This is a genomic window from Chryseobacterium pennipullorum (assembly GCF_003384725.1).
GTDB lineage: Bacteria > Bacteroidota > Bacteroidia > Flavobacteriales > Weeksellaceae > Chryseobacterium > Chryseobacterium pennipullorum.
Genome location: NZ_QNVV01000007.1, coordinates 13743 through 30574 on the forward strand (window position 1 = coordinate 13743; position 16832 = coordinate 30574).

Below are 16832 nucleotides of genomic sequence, written 5' to 3' on the forward strand. Positions count from 1 at the left end.
AACAAGTAGACTAAAAATTCAAAAAAAAGGATCAGGTCAGTCGACCAGATCCATTAAAGTTTTTTTCTCAAGAATATTCAGGGAAGCATCCCTTACTTCAATCAGGACATCATGCAGCCCGCAATGATCTTCGTTACAGTCTTCACATTTCTCATAGAAATTGAGACTTACACAGGGAAGCATGGCAATAGGACCATTTACAAGACGGATAATCTTAGCCAGCTTTACATTCTCGGGATTTTCTTTTAAAAAATATCCACCGCCCTTTCCTTTTTTACTGTCCAAAATTTCTGCCTTTTTAAGCTCAAGCAGGATATTCTCCAGAAACTTCAATGGAATCTTTTTGTGTTCCGCAATTTCGGAAATAAGAATCGGCCCTTCATTTCTTTTTTCTACAAGATATGAAAGTGCCTTAAACGCATATTGAGATTTTTTTGAAAGCATTACAGCAAAAATAAGAAAATTGTTTAACATTTGAAAAAGCAAAGAAAGCAAGGGAAACTGACACAGCAAACAAATGGAAGATCGCTCCCCTATACAGGATAAAAAGAATGATGTCTTCTTTTGAATATTGCCTTTTTGCCATTAAATCATTATGTTTGCCCTATGTTCAGTAAACAAGAGGCACAGCAGTTAAAAAAGGAGTTTTGGACGGCTTTCGGGAAGTCTTTTCCCAGAAAGTGGATCCTGTATGACACCAAAGTGAAGGATATGTCATTCAAATTTTCTGCCGATAACAAAAAAGCAGAGGTATCCCTGGATATTGAAATGAAAGATGAGATTTTCCGGAATGCGTATTACGAGAAAATATGGTCTCTCGAAGATATTTTGAAAGAATTCATCGGTGATTTTCACAAAGAGGAATATTTCACACTGGAAAATGGTAAAATCATCAGCCGTATATGGGTCGAGAAAAATGAGGTATCTGTTTTTAATAAAAATAAATGGCAGGAAATTTTTGAATTTTTTGTTGATAAAATGGACGGATTTGAAAGATTCTATTACGAATATGAGGATTTTATCAAGGACATTTAAAATAAATATTAAATAAATACTTCTTTCTGTTCAAGATAAGATAAAAAAGAAACTTATCTTTGCTCACACACACACTTAAACTAATAGATGAAACTAAATAACATGATTAAAAATGAGAAAAGTGTACAAAAACATTTTTGGAGAGATCATCTCCAAAAGTAAAGCCGTGAAGCTGGATGAATATCATCTTTATTATTATGAGGAAGAATCCGATCTGTTAAAGGAGGTTGAGTTTATTAATGAAGACAGCATATACAATATCAATTATTTTCTGAGTGATGGTGAGGATGAAAATCAGGTTATCAGTTATCTGAAGAAAAAATGTGATTTTTTTGATATCGAAAAAAGAGAGCTGGCAGGCGGATATATTATATCTGTCAACAAACTTTATTCGCTGTCTGTGGATGATCAGCCTCTGGTATCAACAACAGTTTTCAAAGCTGATGATTCTGAAAATTTCATCTGCTCGCAGGTTCTGGATAATGAAACCCAACAGCCTCAGTTTGAAAGAACCGTCAAATGCTGGTATACCAAAGATGCAAACGGGGACACCTATGCAGCCATAGAATGCAGCTATCAGGAAGATGGAAAACTGGAAATGGCTGTTTACAAGGCTTCTGATCCTGATGATGAGCAGAACTGGGAACATTATGACTACGATAGCTTCAAAGATCTCCAAAAGCAGATAGATGCAGACATCAGTTACTATAAAACTGCCACCTTACTTCCCAAAGAAGCCTATCAAAAGTAAAGCTTTTGTACAGGTTGCTATAGGAACCCGAGCATAAAGCAATGCATCCAAGGTAGAAGTATAGCCCTGGTTGGATGCCAGAAGCAAATAAGATATTTATCTTCAGCTATCGGAATCGTATTGACACAAAAAAGAGAAACCGAAATGGCTTCTCTTTTTTATTGACCTATTACACTAGTTCTCAAATCAGACCGGGAGCAATTTTAGGATCAGGTACAAAAGTTGCTGAGAAACGAAATTTTTTCCTGTTATTATACTTTTGCCTTGAAATCAAAGATTCGACGGAGTCAAACAGGCTATCATAAGAGCTGCAGCCAATGGCATTCCCACCTGATATTCTATTTTTAAATCACTGGGCCACGGTATCCGTCCCAGGTCTCCCCTCCTGAACGTCGATTTCCCAGGTATTTCCTGACTTCTGAATAATATCCGGTGTATTTTCCCAGGGCTGCCCTGACGAAATACTATGATCTGTGATAACGATCCGTAGATTACGAACTCCCTCCATCATGTGAAGAAGAAATCTGTTGTGTTGTTTTGTTGGCATGATATGATGATTTAGTGATTTGTATGAAATACCTGACAGGACCCTCCCCTCTCATGTCAAAATTAGGGAGAAATAATATGGGGTCATAGCGTATAAATACGGCGTTTGAAGAACAGGAGTTTCTACCTAACCACAAAGAAACCCGGCTTTTACATCTGTTTTTTTCTTATCTTAGAAACAATGTAACACAACAGTTCCATTAGCTGTCTTATGATAAAAAAGAATATGAAAAGAATCTTTGCATTGAGTATTATATATATGGCTTTTACTTCATGCCATCCCATGAAAACAGTCCGGAATACACATCAGAAGGCCGTTGATTCTTTACATACTGAAATTGATAAAATATCCCGTCAGGGGTTATTCAACGGATTTGCTGTTTCTATTGTTGATGAAAAAGGCACCCTGTATGAGGAGGGATTTGGATTTTCAAATGTGGCAGAAAAGAAGCCGTACACCCAGCAAACCGTTCAGAATATAGCTTCCGTTTCCAAGACCTTTGTAGGAATTGCCTTACTGAAGGCACAGGAGCTTGGAAAGCTGAATTTAAATGATCCTATCCAGAAGTATCTGCCTTTTACCATCAAAAATCCTGATTTCCCGGAAACCGCTATTACCATCCGCCAGCTGGCTACCCATACCTCTTCTATTCTTGATAATGAATTTTATCTGACTAAAACCTACTTTCTTAAATCCGGTCAGAAACTGAATAATATGAAGCTTACGTTTGATGATGAGCAGGTCTTCAATCCTTCCGATTCTATATTCTCTATGGCAACTTATTTGGAAAATGTATTATCTGAAAAAGGAAAATGGAACAAAAGCAGCTTTTCACATCACAAACCCGGAACAATCTATGAATATTCTAACACGGGAACCGCTTTGGCAGCCTTTGTGGTTGAGAGAGCTACCGGTAAAAGCTTTAACGAATTCACTAAAGAACATATTCTGAAACCTTTACAGATGAATAATTCCGGATGGAATTTTAATGAGATAAAGTTCTCCCAATTTTCGAGGTTGTATGAAAATCCTTCTACCCCTCTGCCCTACTATCAGTCTGCTACCTATCCGGATGGAGGTTTTATGACCAACATCAGCGATCTGAGTACCTATTTAACCGAGCTAATCAAAGGTTACAACGGTAAAGGAACAATTCTGTCCCCGAAAAGTTATCAGGAGTATTTTAAGCCACAGCTTACGGCTTCCCATTTCACAGAGAGGAATGATAAAAACCCGTACAGTGAATCTTATAATGTGGGAATATTCATGGGATTCGGTTATACGGGGTATATAGGCCATACAGGAGGCGATCCCGGCGTGATGTCCATGATGTTTTTTGATCCCAAAAATAACCTCGGAAGAATCATGATCTTCAACACCAATTTTTCCGATAAAAAAGGAAATGATGCTTTTTACGGGATATGGAATGTGTTGGAGAAATATCAAAGTCAATTCAACAAATAAATGTGCAATCTCACTGCATTACTTTAATTTAAGATAATCTTAAAATAAAAAGAGAAGCGGTCAGCTTCTCTTTTGTTATGTTATCCAAACTTTTTCTTTCTCAACCAGAAGAACAATCCTCCGATCAAACCGATAATGACCAGCGGAAGTAATAAATTCAGCCATTGCCAGTTGGTTTTCTCTTCGGTGATTCTTTGTCTGTCCAGCAGTCTTTCTTCTATATTCCTGTTTCTCAGCTCCATCAGGTTGCTGTCATCCAGCAGGTAGTCTAATGCATTCCTCAGGAACTGTTCGTTTCCGAACTGCTCATTGGTCAGCAGATCCACCCCTAAAGGAAGCGGCTTCCCTTTGATCACTTTATTTCTTCCTACATCTCCATCTGCAATCACGATCATTTTATTGTCCGGGCTTGATGTTTTGAAGCCAGGATAAGATTGTCTTTCAATTCTTGAGGCATAGGCAGAATTAAATTTTCCTTCCAATGCTACAGCGAAGATCTTCGGTGTACTTGGTTTTTCCATTTGTCCAAGACTGTCTACGCTTGCAACCTCTTTTAAATCTACATAGTTCGGAACCTGTTTCAGTAACGTTCTTTCACTGGATTCGAAAAGAACTTTTGTTTTGATATTCTTTCTTCCTCCTAAGGTATCAATGGAAGTTGGGAATTCAAACTTTACAGGGTTAATATTTTTGGTGATTGGATTATTATTTTCTGCAATTCCAAGGGGAAAATACGGCCAAGGTAAACTTGTGTACTGAGGGTTTCCACTCACCTCTCCTGTCACCAGTCTTAACAGAGCAAACTTCTTAACATCTTTTACCAAAGCAGGATTGATTCTCAGACCGTAGTTGAAAAAGAAGTCGGTCATATTGATATCAACCGGGAAAGGCATTATCTTTTTAGACCTTGTAAGGGTGTCCATTTCAGCGTTTACAGCATCGATCATCCAAAGTGTCTTTCCACCGTTCATAATATACTGGTCGAGGATCACCTTTTCATTATCAGTAAATGCTTTTCTCGGCTTTGCAATCACCAGCGCACTCATCTGTTTCAGCAGCGGAACATCTTCTATTGAAAGTTCCGTCTGGTTTTTAGGAATGATGGGTCCTGCATCATAATTCTCCATCGCCAACTGTACAAACCCCTGGAATTCATCCGGGCTCAGCTCATCCTGATTCACTAATATTCCTACTTTCTTTCTCTTATCGGCTGCTATATTTTTGATATTGGAAACCAGGCTATACTCCAGACCTTCAATAGATCTTGTAAGCTGCTGATCAGCATCAATACCCGCCTGCTGTACCACCAGAGGAATAGAGACACCATCATTATCATATTTGATAACGGCGTAAGGGAAAAGGGTGATCTGTGAGATCTTACCATCTTTAACATCCGGCAGGATCGATGGCTGCATCCCCATAGACATCAGGGTATCCTGAGACATTTTAGTCTTAATAGGATCAATGAATTTAAAATCAATTTTCGGATTGATTTTTCTGAACTCTTCCAGCATAAATTTGGTTTCACTCTGGAGCTGCTTAAAGCTTGCCGGAAAATCCCCTTCCAGATAAACGTCCACCGTCATCGGTTTTTTAACAGATTCCAGTACTTTTACCGTGCTGTCAGAAAGAGTATATCTTTTTTCTTTTGTTAAGTCTAATCTGATTCCCGAATACACCAGGATAACAACCAAAGGAATGATCACAAATAAGAAAATTCCCAGTGGAGATTTAGCATTAATCTTCTTCATAATTCTACTTCTTTTTGTTAATAAAGTGATTCGACAATACTAATGATGCACCAATAACCAGGATAAAATAAGCAACATCTTTAAAATCAATAAGCCCTCTCGTAAATCCGAGGAAATGCTGATAGAAGCCTATATTCTGAAGAATGAAATCCGCTCCCCCCAGGAGTTTGTAACTGGCCAGCTGCTCGATTCCGAAATACATAATAAAGCATAGAAAGACTCCTAATAAGTAAGCCATGATCTGGTTTTGTGACAATGAAGAGGCCAGTATTCCAACCCCCGCAAAAGCAGCAATTAAAATGATTAATCCTATATAACTGCCAAACGTCATCCCAAGATCAATATTCCCTTCCGGAACGCCTAAAACATAAACGGTATAAAGATAAATCAGGGAAGGAATCAAACACAAAATCCCGACAATCCAAACGGAAAGAAATTTCCCAATGACAAGATCGGAAACTTTTAACGGCTGTGAAAAAAGCCAGTTTAAGGTTCCTGTCTGCTGCTCCTCCGCAAAAGTTTTCATAGAAAGTGCCGGAATAATAAACATCAGCAACCAGGGTACGAGTACGAAATAGCTTTGTAAAGATGCCATTCCGATTTCAAAAATATTAGAATCGTTCTCGAAAAAGAACAGAAAAAGAGTTGCGATCAAACTGAATGCAGCAATGATAACCCACGCGCTCCAGTTTCCGAAATAACTCCAAAGTTCTTTCTTTAAAATTGCAATCATAGTTTTTTTGTAAAAATGTAAAAAGCGTCAATACCTCAGAGGGTCATAACACTCAACAATTATTTGTTTTTTTTATTTCTATTAACGAGTTTTACGGTCATCATAATCAGAAATACTAGAACGAAAAATCCTGCAATTAATTGCCACCAATAGGTAATGACCATTGTTTTTAAGATAACGGTAAATACAACCAGAAACAGAATGAAGGTCGCAATCTCGTTCGCCTGTCTTAGTTTGATATTGGCCGTCGGTAAGGTATTTCCATGTAAAGCTTTCAGCTGAAGGACCTTCTTCCAGCACCAGTAATGATAAACAGCAAGCCCTATAAGGAATGTAAGCTTCAAATGGAACCACCCCATTTTCATCAGCCCTGTATTTAAAAAAATCATGACCAATCCGCATACGGCCATAATAACCCCTGCCGGAACGGTGATGATATTCCACAGCCTCCGTGCCATGAAGGTATACTGCTCCCTGAGAATTTTCTTTTTTTCTTCCGGAAATTCATCGGTATCTTTATAATAAACAAATAGTCTCACGAGATAGAAAATTCCCGCGAAGTAGCTTACCATAAAAATAATGTGCAGTGCTTTGATTATTGTATAAAGCATTCAGAAAAAATTAAAAGCAAAGATAAGCTTATTATATAATTGTTAAAAATAATTTTCTTTTGATCAGGAAAATATAATGAATTTCAATGTATATAAAAAAATAGTTCGGCTCGGGGCAGCAAAGCTGCCCGAGCCGAACTTTATATTTTCATTGTCGTCGATCAACGTAGTTACTAAGAGATCACTCCCAATTCCTTTCCTACTTTTTCAAAAGCAGCAATCGCTTTGTCAAGATGTTCTTTGGTATGAGCTGCCGAAAGCTGTACTCTGATTCTGGCTTTTCCTTTCGGTACAACAGGATAGAAGAATCCAATCACATAGATCCCTTCATCCATAAGCTTTTCAGCCATTTTCTGGGAAAGCGGGGCATCGTAAAGCATAACGGGAACAATCGCTGCATCACCATCCGGAATATCGAAGCCTTTTGCCTTCATTTCTGTTCTGAAATAGTCTGCATTTTCCATTACTTTATCACGAAGGCTTGTGTCGTCAGAGATCATATCCAGCACCTTCAGAGCAGCCCCTACGATTCCTGGCGCTAATGAATTCGAGAATAAGTATGGTCTTGAACGCTGTCTCAGCATATCAATGATTTCTTTTTTACCGGAAGTAAATCCTCCCAATGCACCTCCTAAAGCTTTTCCTAATGTAGATGTAATAATATCTACCCTTCCCATTACTTCATTGGCTTCATGGGTTCCACGGCCGGTTTTCCCAATAAATCCTGTGGCATGAGAATCATCCACCATAACAAGGGCGTTGTATTGATCAGCAAGGTCGCATAGTCCCTTAAGGTCGGCAACAATACCATCCATAGAGAACACTCCATCCGTTACGATAATTTTGAAACGGTGGTTCTTTTCAGAAGCAGCAATCAGCTGAGCTTCCAGATCTGCCATATCATTATTCTTATACCTGTATCTTGCAGCTTTACAAAGACGAACTCCGTCGATGATAGAAGCATGATTCAGCTCATCAGAAATGATCGCATCTTCTTCTGTAAATAACGGTTCGAAAACACCTCCGTTTGCATCAAAAGCAGCGGCATAAAGAATCGTATCTTCAAGACCTAAGAAATCTGCAATCTTTTTCTCCAGATCTTTATGAATATCCTGTGTTCCACAGATAAAACGTACCGAAGACATTCCGTATCCATGGGATTCTATCATATCCTGGGAAGCTTTCATCACTTCAGGATGGTTGGATAATCCCAGATAATTGTTTGCACAGAAGTTCAGAAGCTTTTTTCCATTGGCCTCTATTTCTGCACTCTGCTGAGAAGTGATGATTCTTTCTCTTTTGTAAAGTCCGTCATTCTCAATATTTTGAAGTTCATTCTGTAAATGCTGAAGGTATTTTTCAGAGATCATTTTTAGTAATTTTTTAGATGTGCTAATTTACTAAAAAGGCCGTAAAATAAAACCCATTATCCGTATAATTCTAAAAAATTGATTCACTTTTAACACTGTTAGTCTATAAATTTAGTAGGATAATATTTATATTTGTTTAAAATTTCAACGTATGATATTAGAACCGATAGAAAAAATAAAGAAAATAAGTTCAGAAAACTTCATCCGAAGCCATATGAAACCAAGGCTTCCTATCATTCTTGAAAATTTTGCAGATCCTGAAAGCCCGGCCTTTGAAAAATGGAACTATAATTATTTCAGGCAGATTGCAGGAGATCATATCGTAAACATCTATGGAAGTGAGCTCGAATCACTGAACAGGGTGGCCAGCCCTCCTATTGCACAAACCACTTTTTCAGAATATCTCGACCTTATAGAATCCAGACCTACCGAGCACAGGCTCTTTTTATTCAATCTCCTGAGCATAAAGCCAGATCTGAAGAAAGATATCTCCTACAATGATCTTACCGGTGGCAGAATACTGAAGTGGCTCCCGTTTATGTTTTTTGGCGGACAGGGCTCTGTGACCAGAAATCATATTGATATCGATATGTCTCATGTCTTCATCACCCAGTTCCAGGGCATAAAGAGAATCTGGCTTTTTCCCCGCGAGCAGTCTGATCTTCTGTATAAGTTGCCCTACAACTTCCACAGTTTGGCAGATATTAAGAACCCGGACTATACTGAATTCCCGGGCCTCCTTTATGTACAGGGCTACGAGGCTGTTTTACATCCGGGTGAAACTCTTTATATCCCTTCAGGCTGGTGGCATTATATACAATACGAAACTGAGGGCTACTCCGTCTCGGTAAGAGCACTTCCCGCAAGTCTCCTTGAAAAATGGAACGGATTTAAAAATCTGGTGATTACCAAAAATTTTGATCAGATGATGCACCGTTTATTCAAGGAAACATGGTTTAACTATAAGGGAAAAAAAGCAAGATTGCGGGGATCAAGGGCAGCCCGAAAACACAGAAGCTTTCAAATCTGAAAGCCTCTTATACTGTATCACTTCACACATAATCACCATGGAATTACTATATGAAATATCTTCTGCGGAGCGTCCTTTTTATTTTTATTATCCGATTCTCTGAGCAGCAGGTAACGATTCTATCATCTCTTTAGTGTTTAATGAATTTAATATTCATCTCCTTCACTGTTAAGATATAGGCGCCCGGAACCAGTCCGGCAATACCTATCGCTCTGCCGGGCTGATAGGTTCCTTTATGTACCAGCTTACCATCGATGCTGTGAATAGAAAAGTTTTCTGCTTTAGATATTCCCTTCAGATAAAGTTCATTTTTAGCCGGATTTGGATACAATCCGAAATTCTCTTTTTCTACAGATGATATGCTTAGTGTATTGTCCTGGGTAACAGTGGAGTTTTTTTCCAGGATCTGATATTCATAATTGAACTGAACACTGGTCACCGGAAAAGATACCGTTTCTGAGAAAAACTGATTATTGGACGTATTATTCAATACCAGATAAGCAACTTGTCCGCCCGTTCCATTGACCTTGATGGGTAACGGCATTTCATAAAAATTTACCGACGGCATACTTTGCGTCTGGGCAGCATTCAGTAGAATCTGATTACCGGCCTGCTTCCACTTGATCGTATACGTGGGATACCCTTCCCCATAGATCCAATCATTGAAAAATTCAGTAAAATCTTTACCGGTAGACTGAAGAAGAGAAGCGTTAAAATCAGAGGTCTGTACATAATTGTATGCCAAGGCCGGCCTGGAGTGGTAGTCTTTCAGGGCCTGATAAAATACATCATCCCCTAAGATCCATTTCAGCATCCTTATGACATACCCTCCTTTTGCATAGGTTAGCCTGCTGTCAAAAATTCTGTAGATATTGGAAAGTCCCGAATCAGGAACATACACACTTCCACCTGCATTGCTGGTGATATAGCTAATCTGATTAGATAAATAGCCCATAAACTGAGCATGGGTCATAATCAGTTTTTCATTAGCGAGATGCTCCCCAAAATTCGCCAGACCTTCGTTCAGCCAGATATCATTCCAGGTACCGCACGTTACTTTATCCCCAAACCATTGATGGGCCAGTTCGTGGGCGATAAGAGATTTTCCCCATCCTCCCATAGAGGACATGGTCTGATGTTCCATTCCACCACCGTATTGGAACTCCATATGCCCGTATTTCTCATTACGGAAAGGATAAGGTCCAAAATAGGTTTCAAAGGTACTCATCATCTGCTTGGTCCATTCAATATTCGACATGCTGGCCTGATTAGACTGTGTGGATGGATACACGTAGTTTACAAAAGGAAAGGGAGGGTTGCCGATGGTATCATTTAATTTCACATAATTGGTAATGCCCAGCGCGATCAGATAGGCCGGTGTGGGATACATGGTTCTCCAGAATGTAAGTTTTCTTCCATTTAACATGGGTGTCTCGGACATCAGTTTTCCATTAGCGGCCACATTATACTGTGCCGGAGTATTTATTTTAAAATCAAATCGCTCAATTTTGTCATTCAGGCTCTGCTTGGTGGGAAACCAATCCTGCGCGCCATAAGGTTCATTAAGTGTGGAAAGAAGAGGCACTCCTCCCTGGCTTCCCACCATAAATGCGTTATTAGCAGTAGCCGGAGCCCCGGAATAATGAATGGTCAGAGAATCCAGCGTATTAGCAGGAATAGAGGCAGGAAAATCAATTTTTATTTCAGCATTCGGAAGCTGTTGAAAAGCAATACTGGAGCCATGGTACTGTACCTGGGAAACCGTCAGGGTATTAGCCATATCAAAATAAATACTCCCCATGGTCTGATTAGGTTTAAAATGAGAAGTTACCGAGCCGGCAATGCTGTATATGGAGGGATCCAAGGCCACATCCATTCTCTGATACTGCAAGTCATAGTTCAGGGTGTTGGGATTCACATTTCCAATAGCCATCTTATGGGCAAAGGCTTTTCTTTCTTTTTCAATCAGCCCTTTCATTTCGATATTTGGATCCTGTTTCTGTGCACAGAACTGTTGAGAAACGGCAAAACCCAACAAGAGAAAGTAAAATTTATTCATATAACGGTAAAAAAGTATGATTCAAATATAGAAAAAACCTTTTAATCATTGATTAAAAGGTTTTTATAATTTATAAATAAGAATATTTTAAAGATCCAGAGCAGGTTCCAGGATTTTTTCCATTCTTTTCTTTACCATATCTACAGATCCTGAGTAGTTGTTGACCATTAAAGAAAATACTAACGTCCTTCCTGAATTGGTTTTCAGGTATCCTGCCAGAGTTTTAACTTTATTTAAAGTTCCTGTCTTTGCAAAAACCTGTCCGTTTCCTCCTCCAATGAACATTCTTTTCAACGTTCCGGATTGTCCGCCAACCGGCAGGGAAGTCAGGTAAGATTTGTAATATTTTTCATCCATTAAAGAGGTTAAAAATTTAACCTGCGAAATTGGAGTTACGTTATTACTTCTTGAAAGACCGCTACCATCCATATAATTAAGGCCTATCATATCAAAGCCAGCTTCTTTCAGGTGATCAGTAACCACTATTCTTCCTGATTCCGAAGTCTGATCTCCCATTCTCTGGAAACCTACGGTTCTCAGTAAAGCTTCTGCCAGTGAATTGTCACTGTGCTGATTGGTGTAATATACGATATCGCTAAGGGTAGGAGATTTGTAAGCGGAAATCATTTTTCTGTTCTCTGGTGTAGGGTCAGTCATTTTAGGACTTACTTTTCCTGTCACAGGAATTCCGCTTTTTACCAACGTAGTTCTGAAAGAATTCGCAAGATAAGCGGGAGCATCCGGCAGTTTGGTTGTTAGAATTCCTTCCCCGTCATATTTCTCCGCATAGACCATCTGATGGGCATATGGTGAAACATAGAAAAATTTCTTATCGGTAGAGAATCCTCCTTTCTTTACGATCAGCTTTTCATTAGCCGGATTAATTCCGCGGGTTGTCCCTACAGGCAGATAGTAATTATTGTTTTCTAGCCATACAACATTTTCCGGAAGCATTGAAATATTGCCTTTGAAAAGCGCTGTCTGAATAATAATATCACCATTTACCTTTCTGATTCCCTCGCGTGAAAGACCGCCCATGAAGTCTGAAATAATATCTCTGTACGACCAGGCACCAGCCTTATTGGTTCCTAAAGACGGGTCGCCACTTCCAATGATGTAAAGGTTCCCGTTTAAAGTTCCGTTTTCGTCTACAGCTCCTGAATATTCCAGCTGGGTCATCCAACGATAGTTTTCACCTAAAAGATTTAAAGCCGTCTCTGTGGTTAATAGCTTTGTAGTAGAAGCCGGTACCAGAGGAGTGCTCTCATTGTACGAGGAAATTACTTTCTTCGTTTTGGGGTCATACACTACGAATCCCCACGTTGCATTTTTCAGCACAGGGTCCGCCATCATTGTGTTTACATTAATATCTACTAATTCTTTGGCAGACAAAACGGTCTTCTCCACTACCGAGCTAACGGGTGAAGGCAGATTTAAACTGTTTTTCTGATTGTCATATGCCTGTGAGTAAAGAACGGTAGAAACGGTAGACTGAGCCAGGAAGAGACCGGAAGCCAACACCGCTGCACTTGAAATATATTTTCTGAAATTTACCATCTATATTCTTTTTGTTCTATAGTTTGACGCTATAAAAAATGACAGGTTAAAATCATTCAATAAAGGAGCCAAACACTTAATCAACGTCCAAAAGTAGAAATTATTGTTATATAACGGACCATTGATTCGTTATAAAAGACTGTAAATTTTGTTAAAAATTGTTAAAAATCAACAAAAACATCTTTTTTAATGCTTTGATATGCAGTGATTTCATCAAATTCTTTCAAACTTAGCAAAACCATCCCTTTGAATTTTTCATAGTTTTTACCACGAGGTAATTTCAGTAAAATCTGGAATTGATATAAATTGTTTAACCTCGCGATCTGGGCTCTTTCGGGACCCAAAACACAGTCTTCAGGAAGGTATTTTCTTAGAATAGATCCCAGGAATTGTGAAGCTCTGTCTACTTTATCTTCTTTTCTGTGTTTGAGTTCTATCATAATCAGCTTGGTAAATGGCGGATAATGAAATTTCTGACGTTCGGTAAGAATATATTTGTAGATTTTGGCAGGATTGTTCATCTTAATCAACTGAAATACGGAATGATCAGGGTTATAGGTCTGAATTAAAATTTTCCCCTTTCCTGAAACTCTTCCTGCTCTACCGGAAACCTGGGTAATCAGCTGATAGGCTCTTTCTTCTGCTCTGAAATCCTGTACATATAATAAGGAATCCGCTTTGGGAATAGCCACCAATTCTATGTGATCAAAATCAAGCCCTTTGGAAATCATCTGTGTTCCCACTACGATATCTGTTTCGCCTTCTTCAATCTTTTCATACAGTTTTTCATAGGCAAATTTCTTACGCATAGAATCCACATCCATTCTGTCAACTTCATTTTCCGGAAATAATTTGGATACCTCTTCATGGATCTGCTCTACGCCTACGCCTCTTTCATTCAGGTTTTCAGAATTGCATTTCGGGCAGGTCCTTGGTTTTGAAGCTCTCTGGCCACAGTAATGGCATTTCATTTCATTGGCAGCCTTGTGATAGGTCATCACCACATCACAATTGGAGCAGTAATTCACATAGCCACACGTCTCACACTCGATTACATTGGCATAGCCCCGTCGGTTGTGAAGCACGATCGCCTGATTTTTTTCGTCTACGGTTTTTTTGATCTCGTCAATGAGCTGTAAAGAGAAGTTCCCTGAAACTTTTTTAGACTCTTGGGCCTCCTTAAAATTGATCAGTTCATATTCAGGTAGATTTACATTTCCAAATCGCTCGTTAAGGAAAATGTATTTCATTTTATCTTTTCTGGCCCGGTAGTAACTTTCAACAGATGGAGTGGCAGATCCCAGAATGACACCTGCGCCATAAAATCTGCCCAGTACCAGAGCCGCATCCTTAGCGTTGAAATAGGGAGAAGCTTCCCTCGGTCTATAGGCAGAATCATGTTCTTCATCCACCACAATAAGTCCCAGATTCTGATAGGGTAAAAATAAAGCATTTCGAGTTCCGATAAGGATCCGGATATCGTCCTGTTTGATCCTTCTCCAAACCTCTACCCTTTCAAAATCGGTCAGCTTCTGATGATAAAACCCTAATTGCCGCCCGTATTTTTTCTCTAGTCTTTGCGTAATCTGCTTGGTTAAGGAAATTTCTGGAAGTAAAAACAAAACGTTCTTACCCTCCTGTATACATTCTTCAATTTTCTCTAAATAAATATGCGTTTTCCCTGAGGAGGTAACCCCATGAAGCAACACATTTTTTCCTTCTTCAAAAGCCTCATCAATCTCTGCCTTAGCCTCTTTCTGCTGATCGGAAAGCTCTTCAAGTTCTTCAATTTCGCCATCGTAGCTTTCAATCCTGTCTTTCTGCATATAATACTCTTCAACAAGGCCTTTGTCTGCCAGAGCTTTGAAATGAGAACTTCCGAAATAGCCATCTTCAAAAAGGCCGGCCTTCTTAATATGAGCATCAGGGTTTTCGGTCTGCTTGTCCAGAATAAAAAGGAAAAGATCTTTCTGCTTCGGTGCTTTATTGAGTTTTAACAGAATATCCGTAAGATTTTGATTGTTCAGAATTTCCTGATCAATTCTCACATATGCCACTTCTTTTGCTTTGTACTTTTCAGCTATTTTTTCATCAATTTCGATATACTGCAGATCGATCAGTGAATTGATGGTTTTGATAATGTCTTTTTTAGGAATAAACGCTTCAATATCGGACAGGTTAACCAGCTGCCGAACCTCCAGTGCCTGAATAAGATACATTTCATTCACGTCCAGATTTTCAAAATTGATAGTGATCCCGGGTTTTAATTTCAGATAGGTCTCACTTTCCAGCTTGAGAGAGGAAGGAAAAGCAAATCTGTAGATTTCGCCCAAACTACACAGATAATACTCTGAAAGCCAATTCCAGAAGTTGATTTGCTCTTCCGCAAGAATCGGTTTTTCATCCAGGAGACTGATCACTTCTTTTGCCACAAAGTTTTCAGGGGCATTATCATGAAGCTCAAATACAATTCCCGTATAGATTTTCTTACCTCCAAACGGAACAAGCACCCGCATTCCGAGCTGGATTTCAGACATCAGTTCATCAGGAACTTTATAGGTAAAAGATCCTTTAAGGTTCAGTGGTAAGACAATTTGAGCGTATTGCAAAGGAAAATTTTAAAATGTAAAATTAAAGGTTTCCTCAGAGAACTGCAACTTTAAATAAAGTCTTTCGTACTCCTTTAATGGATCCTAGAAGCCTGATTGATGATCAGCTGTATTCCCATCAGTCATTTTATCCATTCCTCAGGATCTAATCGGTTATTTTTAAACCATTAAGAAAATTAAAAGCTTTTATGACTTTTATGGTTAAAACAGCAGCTCGGTAATCTCATACCACATCGCAGAAGTCATAAAGCCCACGATGATACTGACGCCAATGATCAGATTCGTAAGTTTTGTATTCAGCCTGAACTGCTCCGCGATGATACTGGAAGTGACCAATGTGGGCATTGCGGCTTCAAAAACTGTAATTTTAGCCACATCTCCCTTAATTCCCACCAGTAGAGCAAGACCTAATACTATTGCCGGCGCCAGAATGAGCTTATAAAGCATTGACATCGACATTTGTGGAATCAGTTTCTTCCAGCCATTAAACTTCAACTGCAAACCGACAGAAAATAAGGCCAACGGGCTTACGGTGGCAGCCAGCTTATCAAAAAACGGTTCCGCTGCGGTTAAATCTATAAACTGCGATAATACCAATGCAGATATACATCCGATGAGTGGCGGAAATGTTACCAGTCGTTTCAAAATAAATGCCGCGCTTACTTTTCCGGATCTGCTCCCCCCTTTTACGGCGGCTATAATCCCCAGGGTGGAAAGTGCAAAAAACATGGTTTGATCACAAATAATAGCAATACTTAGAAGTCCTTCCCCATAAAAAGCGCTGATCAGCGGGAAGCCTATAAAAGAGGTATTGCTGTACCCACTCGCCAATTCCAAAGTACTTCGGGAACGCCTTGAATAGCCTCTGCTTTTGCTGTAAAACATCATAAAGAAGAAACAGAAAACCGAAATTAAAAAAGTAGCAACTATAGGAAACAACATTTCTGTTGTCCATTTTACTTTCGGCAGATATTTAAAAGAAACTGCGGGTAGAGCAAGATAAAGAATCCAGGTATTGATGCCTTTATGGGCATCGGGGTGGATAGATTTTGTTGCTTTGAATACCATTCCTGCGATAATGCACACTGCAATCAGAACAAAATTTACCATAACTGTAAAAAATATGATGCAAATTTACGGCTGATTTTTCAGTTGAACAGGTAAAATTTATATTTTTTTGGGTAGGATTTCTGTAAAAACGGGTATAGGGATTTTCTTTTTAGATTTAAACTTCATTTGGGATTTAAACCTCTTTGCATTTAAATATCATTTGACGTTTAAACCTTATAGGTTTTTGAAACCTATAAGGTTTGTA

14 protein-coding genes are annotated in these 16832 nt (G+C 39.0%); 4 read left to right on the forward strand and 10 right to left on the reverse strand.

What is annotated here, in order from left to right; genetic code table 11:
- Positions 1 to 36: 36 nt before the first annotated feature.
- A complete protein-coding gene (locus DRF67_RS09410; protein WP_076353981.1) occupies positions 37 to 444 on the reverse strand; it encodes an RrF2 family transcriptional regulator in 408 nt (135 codons plus the stop codon).
- 162 nt (positions 445 to 606) lie between these two features.
- Between DRF67_RS09410 and DRF67_RS09415 the strand changes: the two genes are divergently transcribed.
- Together DRF67_RS09415 and DRF67_RS09420 are read left to right on the forward strand one after the other, a co-directional pair.
- The gene (locus DRF67_RS09415) at positions 607 to 1035 is read left to right on the forward strand and encodes a DUF4268 domain-containing protein (RefSeq protein WP_115928051.1); all 429 of its coding nucleotides are present in this window, start codon (positions 607 to 609) and stop codon (positions 1033 to 1035) included.
- Between the two features lie 112 nt (positions 1036 to 1147).
- Positions 1148 to 1786, forward strand: a complete 639-nt coding sequence (locus DRF67_RS09420) for a hypothetical protein (protein WP_115928052.1) — start codon at positions 1148 to 1150, stop codon at positions 1784 to 1786.
- A 349-nt stretch (positions 1787 to 2135) separates the two neighbouring features.
- On the opposite strand, the gene DRF67_RS09425 is transcribed toward DRF67_RS09420, so the two are convergent.
- Positions 2136 to 2333, reverse strand: a complete 198-nt coding sequence (locus tag DRF67_RS09425) for a hypothetical protein (protein WP_115928053.1) — start codon at positions 2331 to 2333, stop codon at positions 2136 to 2138.
- Positions 2334 to 2558: 225 nt separating this feature from the next.
- Between DRF67_RS09425 and DRF67_RS09430 the strand changes: the two genes are divergently transcribed.
- Complete coding sequence (locus DRF67_RS09430; RefSeq protein WP_165851771.1) at positions 2559 to 3797, forward strand: serine hydrolase domain-containing protein; 1239 nt, start codon at positions 2559 to 2561, stop codon at positions 3795 to 3797.
- Between the two features lie 80 nt (positions 3798 to 3877).
- Here DRF67_RS09430 and gldG read toward each other — a convergent pair whose 3' ends face one another.
- The 4 genes from gldG to kbl all read right to left on the reverse strand — a co-directional run bounded on the left by gldG (position 3878) and on the right by kbl (position 8262).
- Complete coding sequence (gene gldG, locus DRF67_RS09435) at positions 3878 to 5548, reverse strand: gliding motility-associated ABC transporter substrate-binding protein GldG (RefSeq protein ID WP_115928055.1); 1671 nt, start codon at positions 5546 to 5548, stop codon at positions 3878 to 3880.
- 4 nt (positions 5549 to 5552) lie between these two features.
- Complete coding sequence (locus tag DRF67_RS09440) at positions 5553 to 6281, reverse strand: ABC transporter permease subunit (protein ID WP_115928056.1); 729 nt, start codon at positions 6279 to 6281, stop codon at positions 5553 to 5555.
- Between the two features lie 59 nt (positions 6282 to 6340).
- On the reverse strand, positions 6341 to 6892 hold the full coding sequence (locus DRF67_RS09445) for a CopD family protein (RefSeq protein WP_115928057.1): 552 nt from the start codon (positions 6890 to 6892) through the stop codon (positions 6341 to 6343).
- A gap of 173 nt (positions 6893 to 7065) precedes the next feature.
- Complete coding sequence (gene kbl, locus DRF67_RS09450) at positions 7066 to 8262, reverse strand: glycine C-acetyltransferase (protein WP_115928058.1); 1197 nt, start codon at positions 8260 to 8262, stop codon at positions 7066 to 7068.
- Positions 8263 to 8413: 151 nt separating this feature from the next.
- Here kbl and DRF67_RS09455 point away from each other — a divergent pair, with 151 nt between their 5' ends.
- Positions 8414 to 9292 (forward strand): cupin-like domain-containing protein, encoded by an 879-nt coding sequence (locus tag DRF67_RS09455; RefSeq protein ID WP_115928059.1) that lies wholly within the window; start codon positions 8414 to 8416, stop codon positions 9290 to 9292.
- A gap of 130 nt (positions 9293 to 9422) precedes the next feature.
- On the opposite strand, the gene DRF67_RS09460 is transcribed toward DRF67_RS09455, so the two are convergent.
- The 4 genes from DRF67_RS09460 to DRF67_RS09475 all read right to left on the reverse strand — a co-directional run bounded on the left by DRF67_RS09460 (position 9423) and on the right by DRF67_RS09475 (position 16627).
- Positions 9423 to 11351 carry a M1 family aminopeptidase gene (locus tag DRF67_RS09460; RefSeq protein ID WP_115928060.1) on the reverse strand — a complete coding sequence of 643 codons (1929 nt, stop codon included), beginning with the start codon at positions 11349 to 11351 and terminating at the stop codon, positions 9423 to 9425.
- A gap of 87 nt (positions 11352 to 11438) precedes the next feature.
- Positions 11439 to 12908 carry a D-alanyl-D-alanine carboxypeptidase/D-alanyl-D-alanine endopeptidase gene (gene dacB, locus DRF67_RS09465; protein WP_115928061.1) on the reverse strand — a complete coding sequence of 490 codons (1470 nt, stop codon included), beginning with the start codon at positions 12906 to 12908 and terminating at the stop codon, positions 11439 to 11441.
- Positions 12909 to 13069: 161 nt separating this feature from the next.
- Positions 13070 to 15517 carry a replication restart helicase PriA gene (gene priA, locus DRF67_RS09470; protein ID WP_115928062.1) on the reverse strand — a complete coding sequence of 816 codons (2448 nt, stop codon included), beginning with the start codon at positions 15515 to 15517 and terminating at the stop codon, positions 13070 to 13072.
- A gap of 201 nt (positions 15518 to 15718) precedes the next feature.
- Positions 15719 to 16627, reverse strand: coding sequence for an AEC family transporter (locus DRF67_RS09475; RefSeq protein ID WP_115928063.1), 909 nt, complete (start codon positions 16625 to 16627; stop codon positions 15719 to 15721).
- Positions 16628 to 16832 lie beyond the last annotated feature (205 nt).